Annotated in this window: 17 protein-coding genes; 7 read left to right on the forward strand and 10 right to left on the reverse strand. The window is 70.3% G+C overall.

Annotation, left to right across the window (positions count from 1 at the left end; genetic code table 11):
- Positions 1–54: 54 nt before the first annotated feature.
- Positions 55–243 carry a hypothetical protein gene (locus AC5L3X_RS07565; RefSeq protein WP_494855951.1) on the reverse strand — a complete coding sequence of 63 codons (189 nt, stop codon included), beginning with the start codon at positions 241–243 and terminating at the stop codon, positions 55–57.
- 147 nt (positions 244–390) lie between these two features.
- A complete protein-coding gene (locus tag AC5L3X_RS07570; protein ID WP_189127895.1) occupies positions 391–840 on the reverse strand; it encodes a MarR family winged helix-turn-helix transcriptional regulator in 450 nt (149 codons plus the stop codon).
- A gap of 60 nt (positions 841–900) precedes the next feature.
- Here AC5L3X_RS07570 and AC5L3X_RS07575 point away from each other — a divergent pair, with 60 nt between their 5' ends.
- Together AC5L3X_RS07575 and AC5L3X_RS07580 are read left to right on the forward strand one after the other, a co-directional pair.
- Positions 901–1410 carry a VOC family protein gene (locus AC5L3X_RS07575; protein WP_494855953.1) on the forward strand — a complete coding sequence of 170 codons (510 nt, stop codon included), beginning with the start codon at positions 901–903 and terminating at the stop codon, positions 1408–1410.
- 106 nt (positions 1411–1516) lie between these two features.
- Entirely contained in the window at positions 1517–1753 is a 237-nt protein-coding gene (locus AC5L3X_RS07580) for a hypothetical protein (RefSeq protein ID WP_494855955.1), read from the forward strand.
- Here the strand turns inward: AC5L3X_RS07580 and AC5L3X_RS07585 are convergent, their stop codons facing one another.
- The 4 genes from AC5L3X_RS07585 to AC5L3X_RS07600 all read right to left on the reverse strand — a co-directional run bounded on the left by AC5L3X_RS07585 (position 1754) and on the right by AC5L3X_RS07600 (position 6352).
- Positions 1754–3145: an FAD-dependent oxidoreductase gene (locus tag AC5L3X_RS07585; protein WP_494855957.1), complete on the reverse strand. Its 1392-nt coding sequence runs from the start codon at positions 3143–3145 to the stop codon at positions 1754–1756.
- On the reverse strand, positions 3138–3704 hold the full coding sequence (locus tag AC5L3X_RS07590) for a PadR family transcriptional regulator (RefSeq protein WP_494855959.1): 567 nt from the start codon (positions 3702–3704) through the stop codon (positions 3138–3140). Before AC5L3X_RS07590 ends, AC5L3X_RS07585 begins: the two co-directional genes overlap by 8 nt.
- Before the next feature lie 52 nt (positions 3705–3756).
- Positions 3757–4866: a hypothetical protein gene (locus tag AC5L3X_RS07595; RefSeq protein WP_494855961.1), complete on the reverse strand. Its 1110-nt coding sequence runs from the start codon at positions 4864–4866 to the stop codon at positions 3757–3759.
- A gap of 94 nt (positions 4867–4960) precedes the next feature.
- Positions 4961–6352 carry an amino acid permease gene (locus tag AC5L3X_RS07600; protein ID WP_494855963.1) on the reverse strand — a complete coding sequence of 464 codons (1392 nt, stop codon included), beginning with the start codon at positions 6350–6352 and terminating at the stop codon, positions 4961–4963.
- Positions 6353–6579: 227 nt separating this feature from the next.
- Here AC5L3X_RS07600 and AC5L3X_RS07605 point away from each other — a divergent pair, with 227 nt between their 5' ends.
- From AC5L3X_RS07605 to AC5L3X_RS07615, 3 genes are all read left to right on the forward strand, one after another.
- Entirely contained in the window at positions 6580–7569 is a 990-nt protein-coding gene (locus AC5L3X_RS07605; protein WP_494855965.1) for an LLM class flavin-dependent oxidoreductase, read from the forward strand.
- Positions 7570–7724: 155 nt separating this feature from the next.
- A complete protein-coding gene (locus AC5L3X_RS07610) occupies positions 7725–9224 on the forward strand; it encodes an MFS transporter (RefSeq protein WP_494855967.1) in 1500 nt (499 codons plus the stop codon).
- Between the two features lie 118 nt (positions 9225–9342).
- Entirely contained in the window at positions 9343–10218 is an 876-nt protein-coding gene (locus tag AC5L3X_RS07615) for an alpha/beta fold hydrolase (RefSeq protein ID WP_494855969.1), read from the forward strand.
- A 13-nt stretch (positions 10219–10231) separates the two neighbouring features.
- On the opposite strand, the gene AC5L3X_RS07620 is transcribed toward AC5L3X_RS07615, so the two are convergent.
- Positions 10232–11023, reverse strand: coding sequence for a hypothetical protein (locus tag AC5L3X_RS07620; RefSeq protein WP_494855970.1), 792 nt, complete (start codon positions 11021–11023; stop codon positions 10232–10234).
- 51 nt (positions 11024–11074) lie between these two features.
- Positions 11075–11716, reverse strand: a complete 642-nt coding sequence (locus tag AC5L3X_RS07625; RefSeq protein WP_494855971.1) for a TetR/AcrR family transcriptional regulator — start codon at positions 11714–11716, stop codon at positions 11075–11077.
- A gap of 58 nt (positions 11717–11774) precedes the next feature.
- Between AC5L3X_RS07625 and AC5L3X_RS07630 the strand changes: the two genes are divergently transcribed.
- Both AC5L3X_RS07630 and AC5L3X_RS07635 read left to right on the forward strand, forming a co-directional pair.
- A complete protein-coding gene (locus AC5L3X_RS07630) occupies positions 11775–12068 on the forward strand; it encodes a hypothetical protein (RefSeq protein WP_494855972.1) in 294 nt (97 codons plus the stop codon).
- Entirely contained in the window at positions 12068–12967 is a 900-nt protein-coding gene (locus AC5L3X_RS07635) for a class I SAM-dependent methyltransferase (protein WP_494855973.1), read from the forward strand. The genes AC5L3X_RS07630 and AC5L3X_RS07635 overlap by 1 nt, the downstream gene beginning before the upstream one ends.
- A gap of 110 nt (positions 12968–13077) precedes the next feature.
- Here the strand turns inward: AC5L3X_RS07635 and AC5L3X_RS07640 are convergent, their stop codons facing one another.
- Together AC5L3X_RS07640 and AC5L3X_RS07645 are read right to left on the reverse strand one after the other, a co-directional pair.
- The gene (locus tag AC5L3X_RS07640; protein WP_494855974.1) at positions 13078–13620 is read right to left on the reverse strand and encodes a hypothetical protein; all 543 of its coding nucleotides are present in this window, start codon (positions 13618–13620) and stop codon (positions 13078–13080) included.
- Positions 13621–13719: 99 nt separating this feature from the next.
- Positions 13720–14166 carry a hypothetical protein gene (locus AC5L3X_RS07645; protein ID WP_494855975.1) on the reverse strand — a complete coding sequence of 149 codons (447 nt, stop codon included), beginning with the start codon at positions 14164–14166 and terminating at the stop codon, positions 13720–13722.
- Between the last annotated feature and the right edge of the window lie 70 nt (positions 14167–14236).

The following is a 14236-nucleotide window of genomic DNA, read 5'->3' on the forward strand; positions in this document are numbered from 1 at the left end:
CGCGAACGGCGTCAATATTGGACATGCTTCGATGCTCCACGAGCGGCCGCCGCATCACAAGCCCGAGGGATCACGCCCCACGCTGATCTCCTCGGCGATCCGGCGGATCTCCGGCGCCTCAAGACCGGGCGCCTCGGGCAACTGGCTCAGCAACACGCCCATCACCACGGGCACGGGCTGGCCCGCCAACCGGCCCGCGATCCCGTGGACCGTCCTGAACAGCGCCTCATCCGTGTCGTGCATGCCCGTCTCCTTGTTCGCTCCCGGAGCTCGACCCTCGAAGAGTTCGCCCCCCGAAAAGTTCGCCTCCGAGGAGTTCGACTCCCGAAGTCCGCCCCTGAAGAGTTCGATTCCGGGAGAACGGTACGGCTTCACGCCGACAGTTTCCCGTTATCGCTCCAGCGTGTTCCGCACGGTCGCGCAGATCTCGTCCAGGGCGCGTACCTGATCGGGGGTGAGCACGTCGAACAGGCTGCGCCGGACCTCCGCCACGTGACCCGGCGCGGCGGCGGCGATGGCGGCGAAGCCGTCGTCGGTGAGCACGGCGATGTTGCCGCGCCGGTCCTCGGGGCAGCGGTCGCGGCGCACCCAGCCGCGCTCCTCCAGCCGAGCCACCGCATGCGACAGACGGCTCTGCGAGCTCTGCGCCCGCGCGGCCAGCTCGCTCATCCGCATCCGGCGCTCCGGCGCCTCGGAGAGCGCCACCAGGATCATGTAGTAGGCGTGCGGCATCGCCGCGTCGCGCTGCAACTGGCGGTCGAGCGCCTCGTTCACCAGCTGCGTGGCGGACAGGAAGTTACGCCAGGTGCGCTGCTCGTCCGCGTCCAGCCATCGGGTCATGCCGCCAATTTACTTGAACTCTCATATAGTTGGTGCTGAAACCAGGGAAAGGGGTTCCTCATGCCGGTCCAACGGCTCAATCACGCGGTCCTCTACGTGCGCGACGTGGAGCGCAGCGTCACCTTCTACCGCGAGGCCCTGGGCTTCGAGGTCGTCATGGGCATGCGCGGCGCCGCCTTCCTGCAGGCCCCGGGCTCGACCAACGACCACGACCTGGGTCTGTTCGAGATCGGCGCCCAGGCCGCGCCGTCCCCGGCCGGTCGCGGCTCCGTCGGGCTCTACCACCTGGCCTGGGAGGTCGACACACTCGACGAGCTGGAGCGCATCGCGACCAGGCTCGGCGAGCTCGGCGCCCTGGTCGGCGCGTCCGACCACGCCACCACCAAGGCCCTCTACGCGCAGGACCCCGACGGCCTGGAGTTCGAGGTCTCGTGGCTGGTGCCCGCCGCCCTGCTCACCGAAGAGGTGCTCACCGCCCGCACCACCATCCGGCCGCTCGACCTCGCCGCCGACAGGCAGAGGTACGGCGGGCAGACCCGTGGCGGCGTGGGGGTCTCGATCCCCGCGTAGTTCTCCCCGGCCGGACCGGATCACGTTCTCCCCGGCCGGACCGGAGCATGCCTGGTTCGCGCGGTACCGTGGCCTTGTCGGACTCCTTCGTCCTGGAGAGACGGCCATGCCGAGCGACCCTGACCACGTGCTCGACGCCATCGACGGCGTCGTCGACGAATGGGAGGCGCTGAGCGCCGACGCCATGCGCTGGGCGCCTCCGGAGAGAAAAGAGGCAGACCTGCTGAGCGAGGTCACCGAGATCTTCAGCCCGCTCGCCAACGCGCTCACCGAGGCGTTCCGCCCGCTGGGCGACGCCCTGACCCGCGCCCTCGACCACCTCGCCGACAACGACGATCAGTAGTCATGACCTCCCGGCGTGCGACCTTTCCGGCTCTTGGGGCGAGTGGTCCGTCCACTGCCTGCCGAAGGTCATCCGCTTCAGCGGCTCGGCCGCGTCGCACGCGCGGAACCAGCCTTTGGCCACGCTCCTGACGAGTGTGTTGTCCGAGACGATGAGGTCGGAGATCCGGCGGGACACCTGAACGGCGCGGAAGCCGTAGTCGCGCATCTCCTTCTCGTACGCGGCGACGGCGGGCACGAGGTCCTCCTCCCCGCGACACACCGCCGCGAGACGGCTCGACAGCAGGGCGGCGTCGCGGAGCGCGACGTTCGCGCCGAACCCCATGACGGGGGTCATGCTGTGGACGGAGTCGCCGAGCAGTGTGACGGGCGTGCTCGGCCACGCGGAGATCGTGGTCGACGTCTTGAACGGCATGAGCTGGACGGTGGCGGGGTCGGCCTCGGCGATCATCCGGCGGACATCGGAGTGCCAGCCGCCCGTCATGTCCGCGACCAGCCGCTTCAGGTCCTCGCCGGCCAGGGCAGGGGCGTTCGGCGGGTACGCCCGCCGGTGGGCGATGAAGGCCAGGAGGACGTAGTCCTCCATCTCGTCCACCAGCGATCTGATGTCGAGCCCGAACGGGGCCAGGCCGGAGTCGAGGGCGAGCTCCTCCGCGCCGCCGCGGGCCGACGCGCGTCGCCTGGCCGTGAAGGAGGCCGTGAACAGGGCGCATCTCCTGGCAGGGAAGACGACATTCAGACCGGCCTGGAAATGGGCGGGCACCCATCGCCGGGTCGCTTCGGTCAGGGGCAGACGCGCGCCGACCGCGACCGCGCCGGTGAGCACGCGATCAACCCCGGGCAGGTATTGGCCGCGCACCGCGGAGTTCGCGCCGTCCGCGCCGACCAGCACGTCCGCGGTCGCTGAAGTCCCGTCGGCGAAGTGAGCCGTGACGCGGCCGTCCGGCCTGGTCTCGTAGCGCTCGAACGTCTTGCCGAACCGAACGACGTCCCGGATGCCCGCGAGCAGCAGTTCGCGCAGCACTGCGCGGCTGGCCGCGTAGTGGGCATCGGCGGGCTCCGTGGCTCCGCCGGTCATGACGTCCTCGTCGACGAACACGAGTTCCTCCAGCCGTTCGGTCTGGAAGCGGAAGCCCGGCCCCGGGTGTCCAGCGGTGCCGACGAAGGCCTCCCAGAGCGGTGTGGGCAGGCACTGGCGGAGAGAGCGGCTGCCGAGCTGGTTGACGTGGATGCGATATCCCCGCACCCAGTCGCGCGGATCCTGGTTGCGCTCGTAGACCTGGACGCGCACACCGGCGCCTTTCAACGCCTGTGCCAGACACAGGCCGCCGATGCCGCCACCGATCACCATGACCTCGATGCCGGATGCGGCGATGGCTCTCATCTCACTCATCCTCTCCCCGTTCCACGACGTCGGCCGGGGTCACGGACAGCGCTTTCAGCAGGCCCTCGTGCCAGGTGACCTCGGTCTCCAGACGCATGAGCGTGTGATCGAATCCGTGCGTCTCCAAGGGGGTGAGGTAGGGGGCGGCCACGTCCTTGAGCCGTCTCCACTCCTCCAGCTTGGAGGTCAGCGCTCCCAGGCGATCTCTGATCGTCGAGGCCAAGATCGGGGTGGGGACGTCCTCGCTGAGCTGGAGGGCCAGGTCCACGGGGTCGGGGGCCAGCTTGGTGTCGCGCAGGGTCGCGTCACGAAGCGACTCCAGCTCAAGGCGGCCGTCCTCGGTGATCTCGTAGATCGTGCGCGCGGGCAGCTTCCCTTCCTGCTCGGTGCGCACCTCTTCGATCAAGCCTTCCCCGGCCATCCTGTGCAGGGCGCCATACAGGGAGCCGACCTTGATGTCGGTCCACAGCTCGGTGTGGTCCTGCTGCGCGCTCTGCCTGATCTGGTGCCCGTGCATGGCCCCTCTTCTGGCGAGCGTGCCGAGAATGAAAACTCGTACGCTAGTCATGCGAGTACTCAAACACGAGTAGTCGCATGCAGTCAATCCCTCGGATGCGGGACTAACCGGCCGGGGCTCGCAGGTGCTCGGCGATCGCGGCGGTCATCGGGGTGACCGTGGGCAGCGGGGGCTCGCTGAAGTAGCCCGGCTTGTGCGTTCGCAGCAGCAACTCGCCACTGCGTTCCCAGTCGAACCCCTTCCGGTTGAGCAGCCCGGCGAACACCGCCCCCGCCTTCGCGGGATCGCGTTCGGCCAGCCGCTCGATCGGCACCGGCGAGACGGACTCGTCCCGCAGGTAGGTGGTCAGCAGCTCGCGGTATTGACGCCTGACGATCAGCCGGGGGTCCTCGAACACCTCCTCCAGCCTGCCGAAGTCCACGTGGTAGCCGAGCCCACCCAGCTCATCGAAGATCAGAGCCACCGTGTCGGCCGACGTCACGCGTTCGGGCAGCTCCAGCGCCTCCGGCGGCTCCCCGCCCAGCCGCGCCGCCTGGTAGGCCAGGTAGGCCCGCATCAACGCGGCCACGTCCGCCCCCTCCAGCACGACCAGGTCGGTGCCGAAGTAGCCGACGAAGCAGCGGCGCTGCTCTCGCTGCGTCTCACGGGCCTGGGCCAGCAGCACCGGGTTGCGGAACACCCACGCCGGATTGGCCAGCGCCACGTGCGCGGCCACGGACCCCAGCGTCTCGCGCGCCTCCGCGGGGTGCACCGCCGGAGTGCCGCTGATCAGCCAGTCGGCCCCGAGCGGGATCAGCCTGCCCACCAGGTGCATGCCCGGCGTCAACGACTCGAAGGCGGCCTCGCCCAGGTTGGAGAACGCCCGGTAGACCAGCTCGTCGACCAGGTTGAACAGCAGCACGGCCGGCCCGTCGACCGCCCGCACCTCGAACACTCCCTCGACCACGGTCTTCCAGCTCAGCAGCAGCTCCACGTCGGACCGGTCGAGCCCGGCCCGCTCGGCCACGAAGCGGTCCACGACCGTCTCGCCCGACGGCAGCCGGTGCTGGTGGGCGAAGAAGTCGACGGGCAGGAAGGCGGCGGCCTCGTCCGCCGGCGGCCCGTCGGCGTAGAACCGGTCGAGCACCGCGCCCAGCTCACGGCCGAACCTGCCCGACGTGGCGAAGTGGACCAGCTCGGCCTTCAACACCACGGCCCGCGCAACTTTGCTCATCATCACTCCTCGTGTCCGGAGTGACACTAACCGTCCATGCTTGGCGTGCGAAGCCAGTTCGCCCAATCCGGCGTCCCGCCTCCGCCGATCGGGTCTACGGTTCGAGCGCCGAGTGGCGGCGGCTGTAGGCGAAGTAGATGATCAGGCCGAGCACGAACCAGACCGCGAAGCGGAGCCAGGTGACCGGGTCGAGGAAGGTGATCAGCCAGAGCGAGAAGATCACCCCGACGGCCGGCACGACCGGCATCCAGGGCGTACGAAACTCCCTCGGCAGGTCGGGGCGGCGGTAGCGGAGCACGATCACCGCTACGCACACCACCACGAAGGCCAGCAGGATCCCGATGTTGGTCAGCTCGGCGGCCTCCCGGATGGGCAGGAACCCGGCGATCAGCGCCGAGCCGATGCCCACGATCCAGGTGACGCGCGTGGGCACCCGGCGCACGGGATGCAGCTTGGCGAACCAGATCGGCAGCAGCCCGTCGCGGCTCATGGAGAACCAGACCCGGGTGACGCCGAGCATGAAGGTGAACATCACGGTCAGGATGCCGACGATGGCGCCGACCGCGATCACCGACGCCAGCCCGGACAGGCCGACCGAGGCGAACGCCGAGGAGAACCCGCTCTCCGGGTCGATCTCCCGGTAGTTCTGCATGCCGGTGAGCACGAGCGTGGCCAGCACGTAGAGCACCATCGAGATGACCAGCGAATACATGATCGCCTTGGGCATGTGGCGGCGGGCGTCCTTGGACTCCTCGGCCGCGGTGCTCATCGCGTCGTAGCCGAAGACGGCGAAGAACACGGTGGCCGCGCCGGTGATGGCCCCGCCGATGCCGAACGGGAAGAACGGGGTGTAGTTGGCGGTGTTGACGTAGAAGAAGCCGACCACGATCACCAGGAGCACCACGGCCACCTTGACCGCGACCACGAACGTCTCGAACCTGGCCGCCGTCTTGATGCCGAGGTTGAGCAGGTAGGCGATCAGCAGGCACAGGACCACCGCGAACAGGTCGACCACATGCCCGTCGCCGGTGCCCGGCGCGCCGAGCATCCAGGAGGGCAGGGTGAAGCCGAGGTTCTGGACGAGGAAGCCGAAGTAGCCGGAGATGCCGATGCCCACGACCGCGACGATGGCGGTGTATTCGAGCAGCAGGTCCCAGCCGATGAACCAGCCCACGATCTCGCCGAGGACCGCGTAGCCGTAGGTGTAGGCCGATCCGGCCTTCGGGATCATCCCGGCGAACTCCGCGTAGGAGAAGGCCGCCGCCGCGCTGGCCACTCCGGCGATGAGGAACGACAGGACCACGGCCGGGCCGGCCGTCTGGTTGGCGACCGCCCCCGCGAGCGCGAAGATGCCCGCCCCGATGATGCCCCCGACGCCGATCGCGGTGAGCTGCCACAGACCGAGCGTCCGCTCCAGCTCTCCCTCGTGCTCGCCGGCGATCTGCTCAACCGGTTTGCGGCGGAAGATGCTCCGCGAAGCAGTCATGCCGGCCTCCTGACCACCTGTCGTACCTTGCACCTCCCCCTTCCCGCCTGCGCCTTTTCCCATGCGAGGGGCCCAATCGGCCCGCCGCCGCAGTTCGCTTGGTACGACCTCCGCACCGAATCCGGCACCAGGCGAAATATCCGGTAAGCCACCGCGGTTGTACGGCCCATGGCGAGGTGAATGCCCCACCCGGCTCCTCTTGGTCCACCGCGAAAGGCTTGTTCCCCATGGCTCTTCCCCTCTCGATTCTTGACCTGGCGCACATCGGCGAGGGAGAGACGGCGGGCGACAGCCTGCGGGCCAGCGTGACTCTGGCCCAACGCGCCGAGGAGTGGGGATACAAGCGGATCTGGTACGCGGAGCACCACAACATGCCCACCATCGCCTCCTCGGCGACCAGCGTCCTCATCGCCCACGTGGCAGCACACACCCGGACGATCCGCCTCGGAGCGGGCGGCGTCATGCTGCCCAACCATTCGCCGCTGACCATCGCCGAGCAGTTCGGCACCCTCGCGTCCCTGCACCCCGGCCGCATCGACCTGGGTCTCGGCCGGGCGCCGGGCAGCGACCAGCAGACGATGCGGGCACTGCGCCGCAGCCCGGCGTCGGCCGACGGCTTCCCACAGGACGTCCTGGAGCTGCAGGGCTACCTGACGGGCGAGTCGCGGATCCCGGGCGTCGACGCGACGCCGGGCAAGGGCACCGACGTGCCGCTGTACATCCTCGGCTCCTCCCTGTTCGGCGCCGGTCTCGCCGCCGCCCTCGGGCTGCCGTACGCGTTCGCCTCCCACTTCGCGCCGAACGCGCTGGAGGAGGCCGTCGCCCTCTACCGCCGCGATTTCAAGCCGTCAAGGCAGCTCGATCACCCGTACGTCATGGCCGGCGTCAACGTCATCGCGGCCGACACCGCGGCCGAGGCGCAGGAGCAGTTCCTGGCCACGAAGCGGAGCCGGGTCGGCCTGCTGCTCGGCCGGGGCCGGACGTTCACGCCGGAGGAGGCCGACCACATCCTCGAATCCCCGGCGGGACGGCAGATCCTCCAGATGACCACCTACTCGGCCGTCGGCACTCCGGCCGAGGTGACCGACTACCTCGACCGGTTCGCCGAACACGCGCAGGCCGACGAGCTGATCGCCGTCTCCTCCGCGCCCGACCGGAAGGTCTGGCTGCGCTCGTTCGAGCTGCTCGCGCAGGCCCGCGACCAGCGCGCCGGCTGAGCCCGTCTCCTCCGTCTGGGATCTCGCCGGCGGCGGTGGCATATTCCGGCCGCATGTCGAGACGCGCCCTCATGTCGAGACGCGGCCGCCTGGTCCGACCCGGTCACAACAGGTGCCTCACAGGCACGAACGTGTGACCGAGGAAGGACTCCATCATGCGACACGCGCCTTCGGCCGAGACCGGCCGGCGAGCAGGCTGGCGGGAGTGGACCGGGCTGGGCGTGCTGATCCTGCCGACCCTGCTGGTGGCCCTGGACATCGGCGTGCTGTTCCTGGCACTGCCGCATCTGAGCGCCGACCTGGGAGCGAGCGGCACCCAGCAGCTCTGGATCACCGACGTCTACGGGTTCATGGTCGCCGGGTTCCTGATCACCATGGGAACCCTGGGCGACCGGGTCGGCCGGCGCAGGCTGCTGCTGATCGGGGCCGCCGCGTTCACCGCCGCGTCCGTCATGGCGGCGTACTCGACCAGCGCCGAGATGCTGATCGTGGCGCGGGCCCTGCTCGGCGTCGCGGGGGCCACGCTGGCGCCCTCGACGCTGGCGTTGATCAGCAACATGTTCTCCGACGAGCGCCAGCGGGGCGTCGCGATCTCCTTCTGGGCGACCAGCCAGTTCGGCGGCGCCGCTCTCGGGCCGGTCGTCGGCGGGCTGATGCTGGAGCACTTCTGGTGGGGGTCGGTCTTCCTGCTCGGCGTGCCGGTGATGTGCCTGCTGCTGGTGGCCGGCCCGCTCCTGCTGCCCGAGTACCGCAGTCCGACCGCCGGCCGGCTCGACCTCGCCAGCGTCGCCCTGTCGCTGGCCACCGTCCTGCCCGTCGTCTACGGCATCAAGGAGCTGGCGGCGGGCGACGCGGGCACGTCGGCCGCCGGAGCGATCGCCGTGGGGCTCGCTCTGGGCGTGGTGTTCGTCCGCCGGCAGTTCCGGCTGGAGGATCCGCTGCTGAACCTGTCGCTGTTCGCGCTTCCCGCCATCCGGGCGGCGCTGCCCGCCATGATGATCGCCTCCGCCGCGCTGGCCGGCACCGGCCTGCTGTCCACCCAGTACATCCAGAGCGTGATCAGGCTCGCGCCCGGCGAGGCAGGTCTGTGGCAGGCGCCCACGGGCCTCGGCATCGCGGCGGGCACCCTGCTCGCCCCGCTGGTGGTGCGCCGGCTGAAGCCCGTCACGACCATGGTGGCCGGCCTCTCGCTGTCGGCGCTCGGGTTGCTCCTGCTCGTCCAGGCGGGCGCCGACTCGCTCGTGCCCGTGGTGGTGGGCGCCGCGATCGCGGCGTTCGGCGTGGGACCGCTGTTCGTGCTGGGCACCGGCCTGGTCGTCGGATCCGCCCCGCCGGAAAAGGCCGGATCCGCGGCGTCCCTGTCGGAGACCAGCAACATGTTCGGCTCCACGCTCGGCCTGGCCGTGCTGGGCAGCGTCGGGGCGGCCGTCTACCGGCAGCAGATGACCGCCCCGGACGCCGCCCGGGAGAACATCGCCACCGCCGCGGCCATGGCCGAGCGGCTGCCCCCCGAAGCGGGCGACGACCTGCTCCGCGCCGCCGGCGAAGCCTTCACCACGGCGGTGAACTCGGTGGCGGTGATCGGGGTCGTCCTCTTCCTCACCCTCGCCGTCCTGCTCCGGCTGGCGCTGCGCCGGGACGCGACCGGTGTCTGAAACGTCGTCAGGAGACGTCGAGAGCCTGAACCGGGCTCTGACTCCCCTGTGACCGGCCGCGAAACCCGCGGCAGTCCCCCACCTTGTGATCAACTGTGCCCATCAAGGAGAGAAGATGATGAACGCCCTGACAGTGCCCGGCGCGAACTTGCACTACGAGGTCGACGGGTCCGGGCCCGTGCTGCTGCTGATCTGCGGCGGGGTCTACGACGCCGCCGGCTACGCCGCCCTGGCCAGGCAACTGTCCGACCGCTACACGGTGGTGAGGTACGACCGGCGCGGCAACTCGCGCAGCCCGCTCGACGGTCCACCGGAGCCGCAGAGCATCGAGGTCCACGGCGACGACGCGCATCGCGTGCTGTCGGCTGCGGGCGTCACGGCGGCGGCTCCCGCGTACGTCTTCGGCAACAGCTCCGGCGCGGTGATCGGCGTGGAGCTGGCCACCCGTCATCCCGAGCAGGTGCGCACCCTGGTGGCCCACGAGCCGTCCATGTTCGAGCTGCTGCCCGACCGCGACCACTGGCGGGTGGTCATGCGGGACGTGGAGGAGGCCTTCCGCAAGGAAGGGGCCGAGGCCGCGGGCCAGGTCCTCAGCGAGGGCCTCCAGATGAGCGACGGCGGGCCGACGGAGGGTGCCGAGCCGGACGAGGAGGGCTCCGGCCGCATCCCGGGAGGCGGCACGGCGAGCGAGCCCGATCCGGAGACGATGGCGATGATGGCGCGCCTCGGCGCGAACATGGAGTTCTTCATCGGCTACGAGGTGCCGCCGTTCTCCAGGTACGTCCCCGACCTCGACGCGCTGCGGGCGTCCCGGGTGCGGGTGCTCCCCGCGGTGGGCGTCGCCTCGGACGGCGAGCCGCCCTACCGGGTCGCCGTCGCCCTGGCCGAGCGGCTGGGCACCCGGACCGTCGACTTCCCCGGCGACCACGGGGGGTTCGGCTCCCATCCGGAGGAGTTCGCCGTCCGGCTCCACGAAAGTCTCCAGGCGAGCTGACGCGCGCCGGCCGCTAGTCCTTGAGCTTGCCGGTGACCTGGTTCGCGGGCGGCCGCTTGACCGACACCTTCGCGCCCCAGCCGGTGTAGCGGGTCTCGGTCACGACCGTCTTCTCGTCCCAGGCGGGGATGGCCGCGAGGTCGGTGGCCAGCCACGAGGTGGTCAGCCTGCTGGGCAGCCCTCTGCGGTCGACCTTGAGGGTGTAGGTGATGGTGGCCTCGTTCGGACGCGTCATCCCCAGCGTCCCCCTGAACCAGGGGGAGATGTCGGAGAGTTGGTCGAAGGTGATCGTGCCCCGGTAGGAGGAGCCGCTGCGCTTGCCGTGCTTCACCAGCGCGGCCAGCGTGGCCGGCTCGAGCGGGCTCACCAGCTGGCCGAACCAGCTGCTGACGGTCCCCACGTTGTACATGCTGTAGGTCTTGTACCAGGTCTTGCCCTTCGGGAGGTCCTCGGCGAGGATCCCGCCCGACCGCCAGGCGTCCTTGCCTATCATGATCGTCCGCTCGGGCTTGGTGGTGTGCCCCTCGAACAGCGGCGAGGCGAATCTTCCCCGCACGTCCGAGGCGACGATGCCCTTCTTGCCGAACTGGACGACTCCGGTGCGGTGGACCAGAGGATCCTTGTTGATGCTGCCGACGAACGAGCTGGCGTCGGTGAAGCGGACGCCGTGACCGGCGACGAGCTGCGCCTTGAGCGCCGAGACGGGATTCTTGGCGGCGCCTTCGGTGGTCTTCGACACTGCCTGCGCGGGTAACGACACCAGAAGCACGGTCGCGCCGGCCACACATGTGATCACGAGTTTCATGAGCGGCAATAATGCCCGGAAATGATCACGACCGCATGTCGTTGTCGCTCGCTACGCGCGGTCGAGGATCGCGCCGGCCACAGTGTCGACGAACCAGTGCTGATAACTTTCGACGCTCCAGCAGCGCTGACGTACGAGCCAGTCGTAGTTGCGGACGTCCATGGCCAGCCAGAGGACGTCGGCCACGCTGTCGGCGTCATGGCCGGGCCGGAGCCGGCCGGTGGCGGCGAGGTCGGCGGCCAGCATGCCCATGCCGCGCCGGCGTTCCTCGCTGTTCTTGCGCCAGATGGCGGCGGCGTCCGGGTCGGCGGTCGCGGCCCCGGCCAGCGCGATCATCACATCGGCCTGGCGGACGTGGGTCTCGGTGAGGTGCCGGGCGTATCTCGCGAGCTTGGCCACCGGGTCGGCGAGCGCCGTGATCTCGGCGACGAAGGGCCGGTCGGGCAGGCTCAGCGGTTCGTCGTCACCGGCGATGGTGACGTCGACCAATTCAGACAGCAAGTGGCGTTTACTGCCGAACACCGCATACACCGTCTGGATCGCGACCCCCGCCTCGGCGGCCACGGCGGTCAGGGGTGTCGCGGCGTAGCCGGGATCGACGAACAGCCTGGCCGCGGCGTCGAGGATCGCCCGCCGGGTCTGGCGGGCCTGATCCTGCCTTCGCGCCGACTGGTATCGCCTCTTGACAGCCACACTCAAAGTGTAGTGCTCTATTAGATGGAGTTTTACTCTATCCAAAGGGGTGGGTGCCATGCCGTACGGAGTCCTCCAGGAGATGCCCAGGGTCAGCGAGGAGGAATACCGGCAGGTGGAGAGGCACCTGGGTCCCGATCGGCCGCCCGGCCTGCTCGCCCACGTCGCCGGCCCGGCCGAGGGCGGCTGGCGGATCATCAACATCTGGGAGAGCGAGGACGCGTTCCGCCGGTTCCAGTCGGAGCGGCTGATCCGGGCCGCCGGCTTGGCGGCGCAGGCCGACGGCTTCGATCCCGGCAAGGCCGCGGGGTTCCGCTCGGTCTCCGTCGACGGCGCCGAAATGCCGTTCTGATGGCCGGCATCGAGACCCTCCGAGCCCGTAACGCCGACTTCTGGGCCCGGGCCGCGCCCGGCTGGATCCGTCACGCCGACCGGCAGGACAGGACCGGCCGGCCGCTGGGCGCGGTGGCGGTGGACCGGCTGCGCGCGCGGCCGGGCGAGCGGATCCTCGACGTCGGTTGCGGCTGCGGCGGCACCACGGCCGAGCTGGCGGCGGCGGTGGGTCCAGGCGGTGCGGCGGTCGGCGTCGACCTGGCCGCCCCGATGGTGGCCGCCGCCCGCACGCGATTCCCCCGCGACCGGCATCCCGGCCTGGAGTTCGTCACGGCCGACATCGAGACGGTCGAGGTCATGCCGGGGGCGCCGTTCGACGCGGCGTTCTCCCGCATGGCGCTGATGCTGCTGGCCGACCCGCAGGCAGGGTGCGCGGCGATCCGGCGTTCGCTGCGTCCGGGTGGCCGGCTCGCCGCGACCGTCTTCCGTGACGGAGGCTCCAACCCGTGGCTGTCAGCGGTCATGCTCGGCGCCGCGCCCCACGTGGGAGCGCTGGCGCCGCTGCCGATCGACGAGGAGCCCGGCCCGTTCGCCTTCGCCGACCCGGCGCGGCTGGAGCGCGTCCTGAGCGCCTCGGGCTTCGGCGCCATCGCGATCGAGCCGCACGAGGTCACCCTGGACGCCCCCGACGAGCCGGACGCCGTGGCCGAATGGCTCATCGAGATGGGCCCCGCCGGGGCGGCGTACCGTGCGACCGCGCCACCGGGGCAGGCCGCCGCGCGGGCGGCGGCGACCCGGCTGCTCGGCCGGTTCCGTGAGCCCGGCGCAGGCTACCGGCTCCCGACGGGGCTCTGGCTGGTCACCGCGACGAGCGTGGCGACTGGTCGACCGCTTCGGGAGCCACCCGCTACCGCCTGAGACTCATTGGCTGGAGCACGGCGGCCCGGACGCGTCCATCGCGCTCCGAGGCGACGGCCCGGGCATGGGCCTCCGGTGCCACTGACCGGTCCTGGGATCGACGGCATCGCTCATGGGTGGGCTGGTTCGAGTCGGGCACGCAACCCGAACTCAGACCCAGAGCACGAAGAGGCAAGGCACGGCTCTTCGTGGAAGTCGTCCGGGGGCCACCCGTAGGGCTCCACGACGACCGCTCCCTCCGGCTCTTTGGAGTAGACCGCGGATTCGACGGCCTGGGTGGCGACAGCCAGCACGAAGAGCGTGAATCCGGCGATGCCCCAGCGCTTCAGGCGGCGGCGGAAGCCCTCGTCCAGCGGCTCTCTCGGCTCGTCACGACCGAAGATCGCGGTGACGGCGCTACCGTCGAAGGCTGGCGGCCTGGCGGCGTAACGCGCGAGATCCTCGGGGGTGGGGGTGCCGAGGATCGGGACCGGAGGCCACGGCGACACGGGGCCGCTCTCGGCCCGGACCGGAAGCGAGGTCACGGCAGCCGCCTCATCCTCGTGGACCGGCCACCGACGCGTCCGAGAACGCACGATCACGACGACCGTGGCCGCCACCACGGCGGCCCCGAGCGCGAGCCATACCCCACGGGAGGTGATCAATCGGCGCACGCCCGGCAGAGTATCCCGAATTGATCTGCTATCCCTGCCAATAAGCCATCTTCAGCTGATCACCGGGGCATCCCCCGAGGATGCCCCGCCGCGACCTGGTCACTGGGGCCAGTTCGCGATGATCTCGGGCTTGATGGCGTCGGCGTGGCACCTGACGGTCTTGCGCCGATGGGAGTCGTACAGGCAGACCTTGACGTCCACCCGCCTGATCTGTCCGTCCGAGGTGAGCCGGAAGGAGCTCTTGGCCGAGCAGGTCGTGCGAGGCCGGCTCCATCCGGTGCCACCGCCCGCGTAGTGGAAGCGGGCACGGAGGTAGGCGCAGTGGCCCCGGTGAGCGTCGCGGTCGTAGAGCTTGCCGTACACGGCGAACGTCTCGGCGCTGAAGTCGGTGATCCAGACGTCGGCCCTGGCCTGGCCGGAGTGTCCCGCCGACGACGTGACGGGGCCCCAATGGATGCGGGAGGCCGAGGCCGCCTGCGCCGAGGCCGGGACGGCCGCGCCGATCACGAAGGCCAGGACTCCACTGATGACGAGTGTCTTTCGCATGGCCAGGACGGTAGGAGACGCGACTTGGAGTGATCTTGCATTCGGCTGGAGCCGCCCCACCGACGTCCTG

The organism is Nonomuraea sp. CX421 (genome assembly GCF_059358955.1).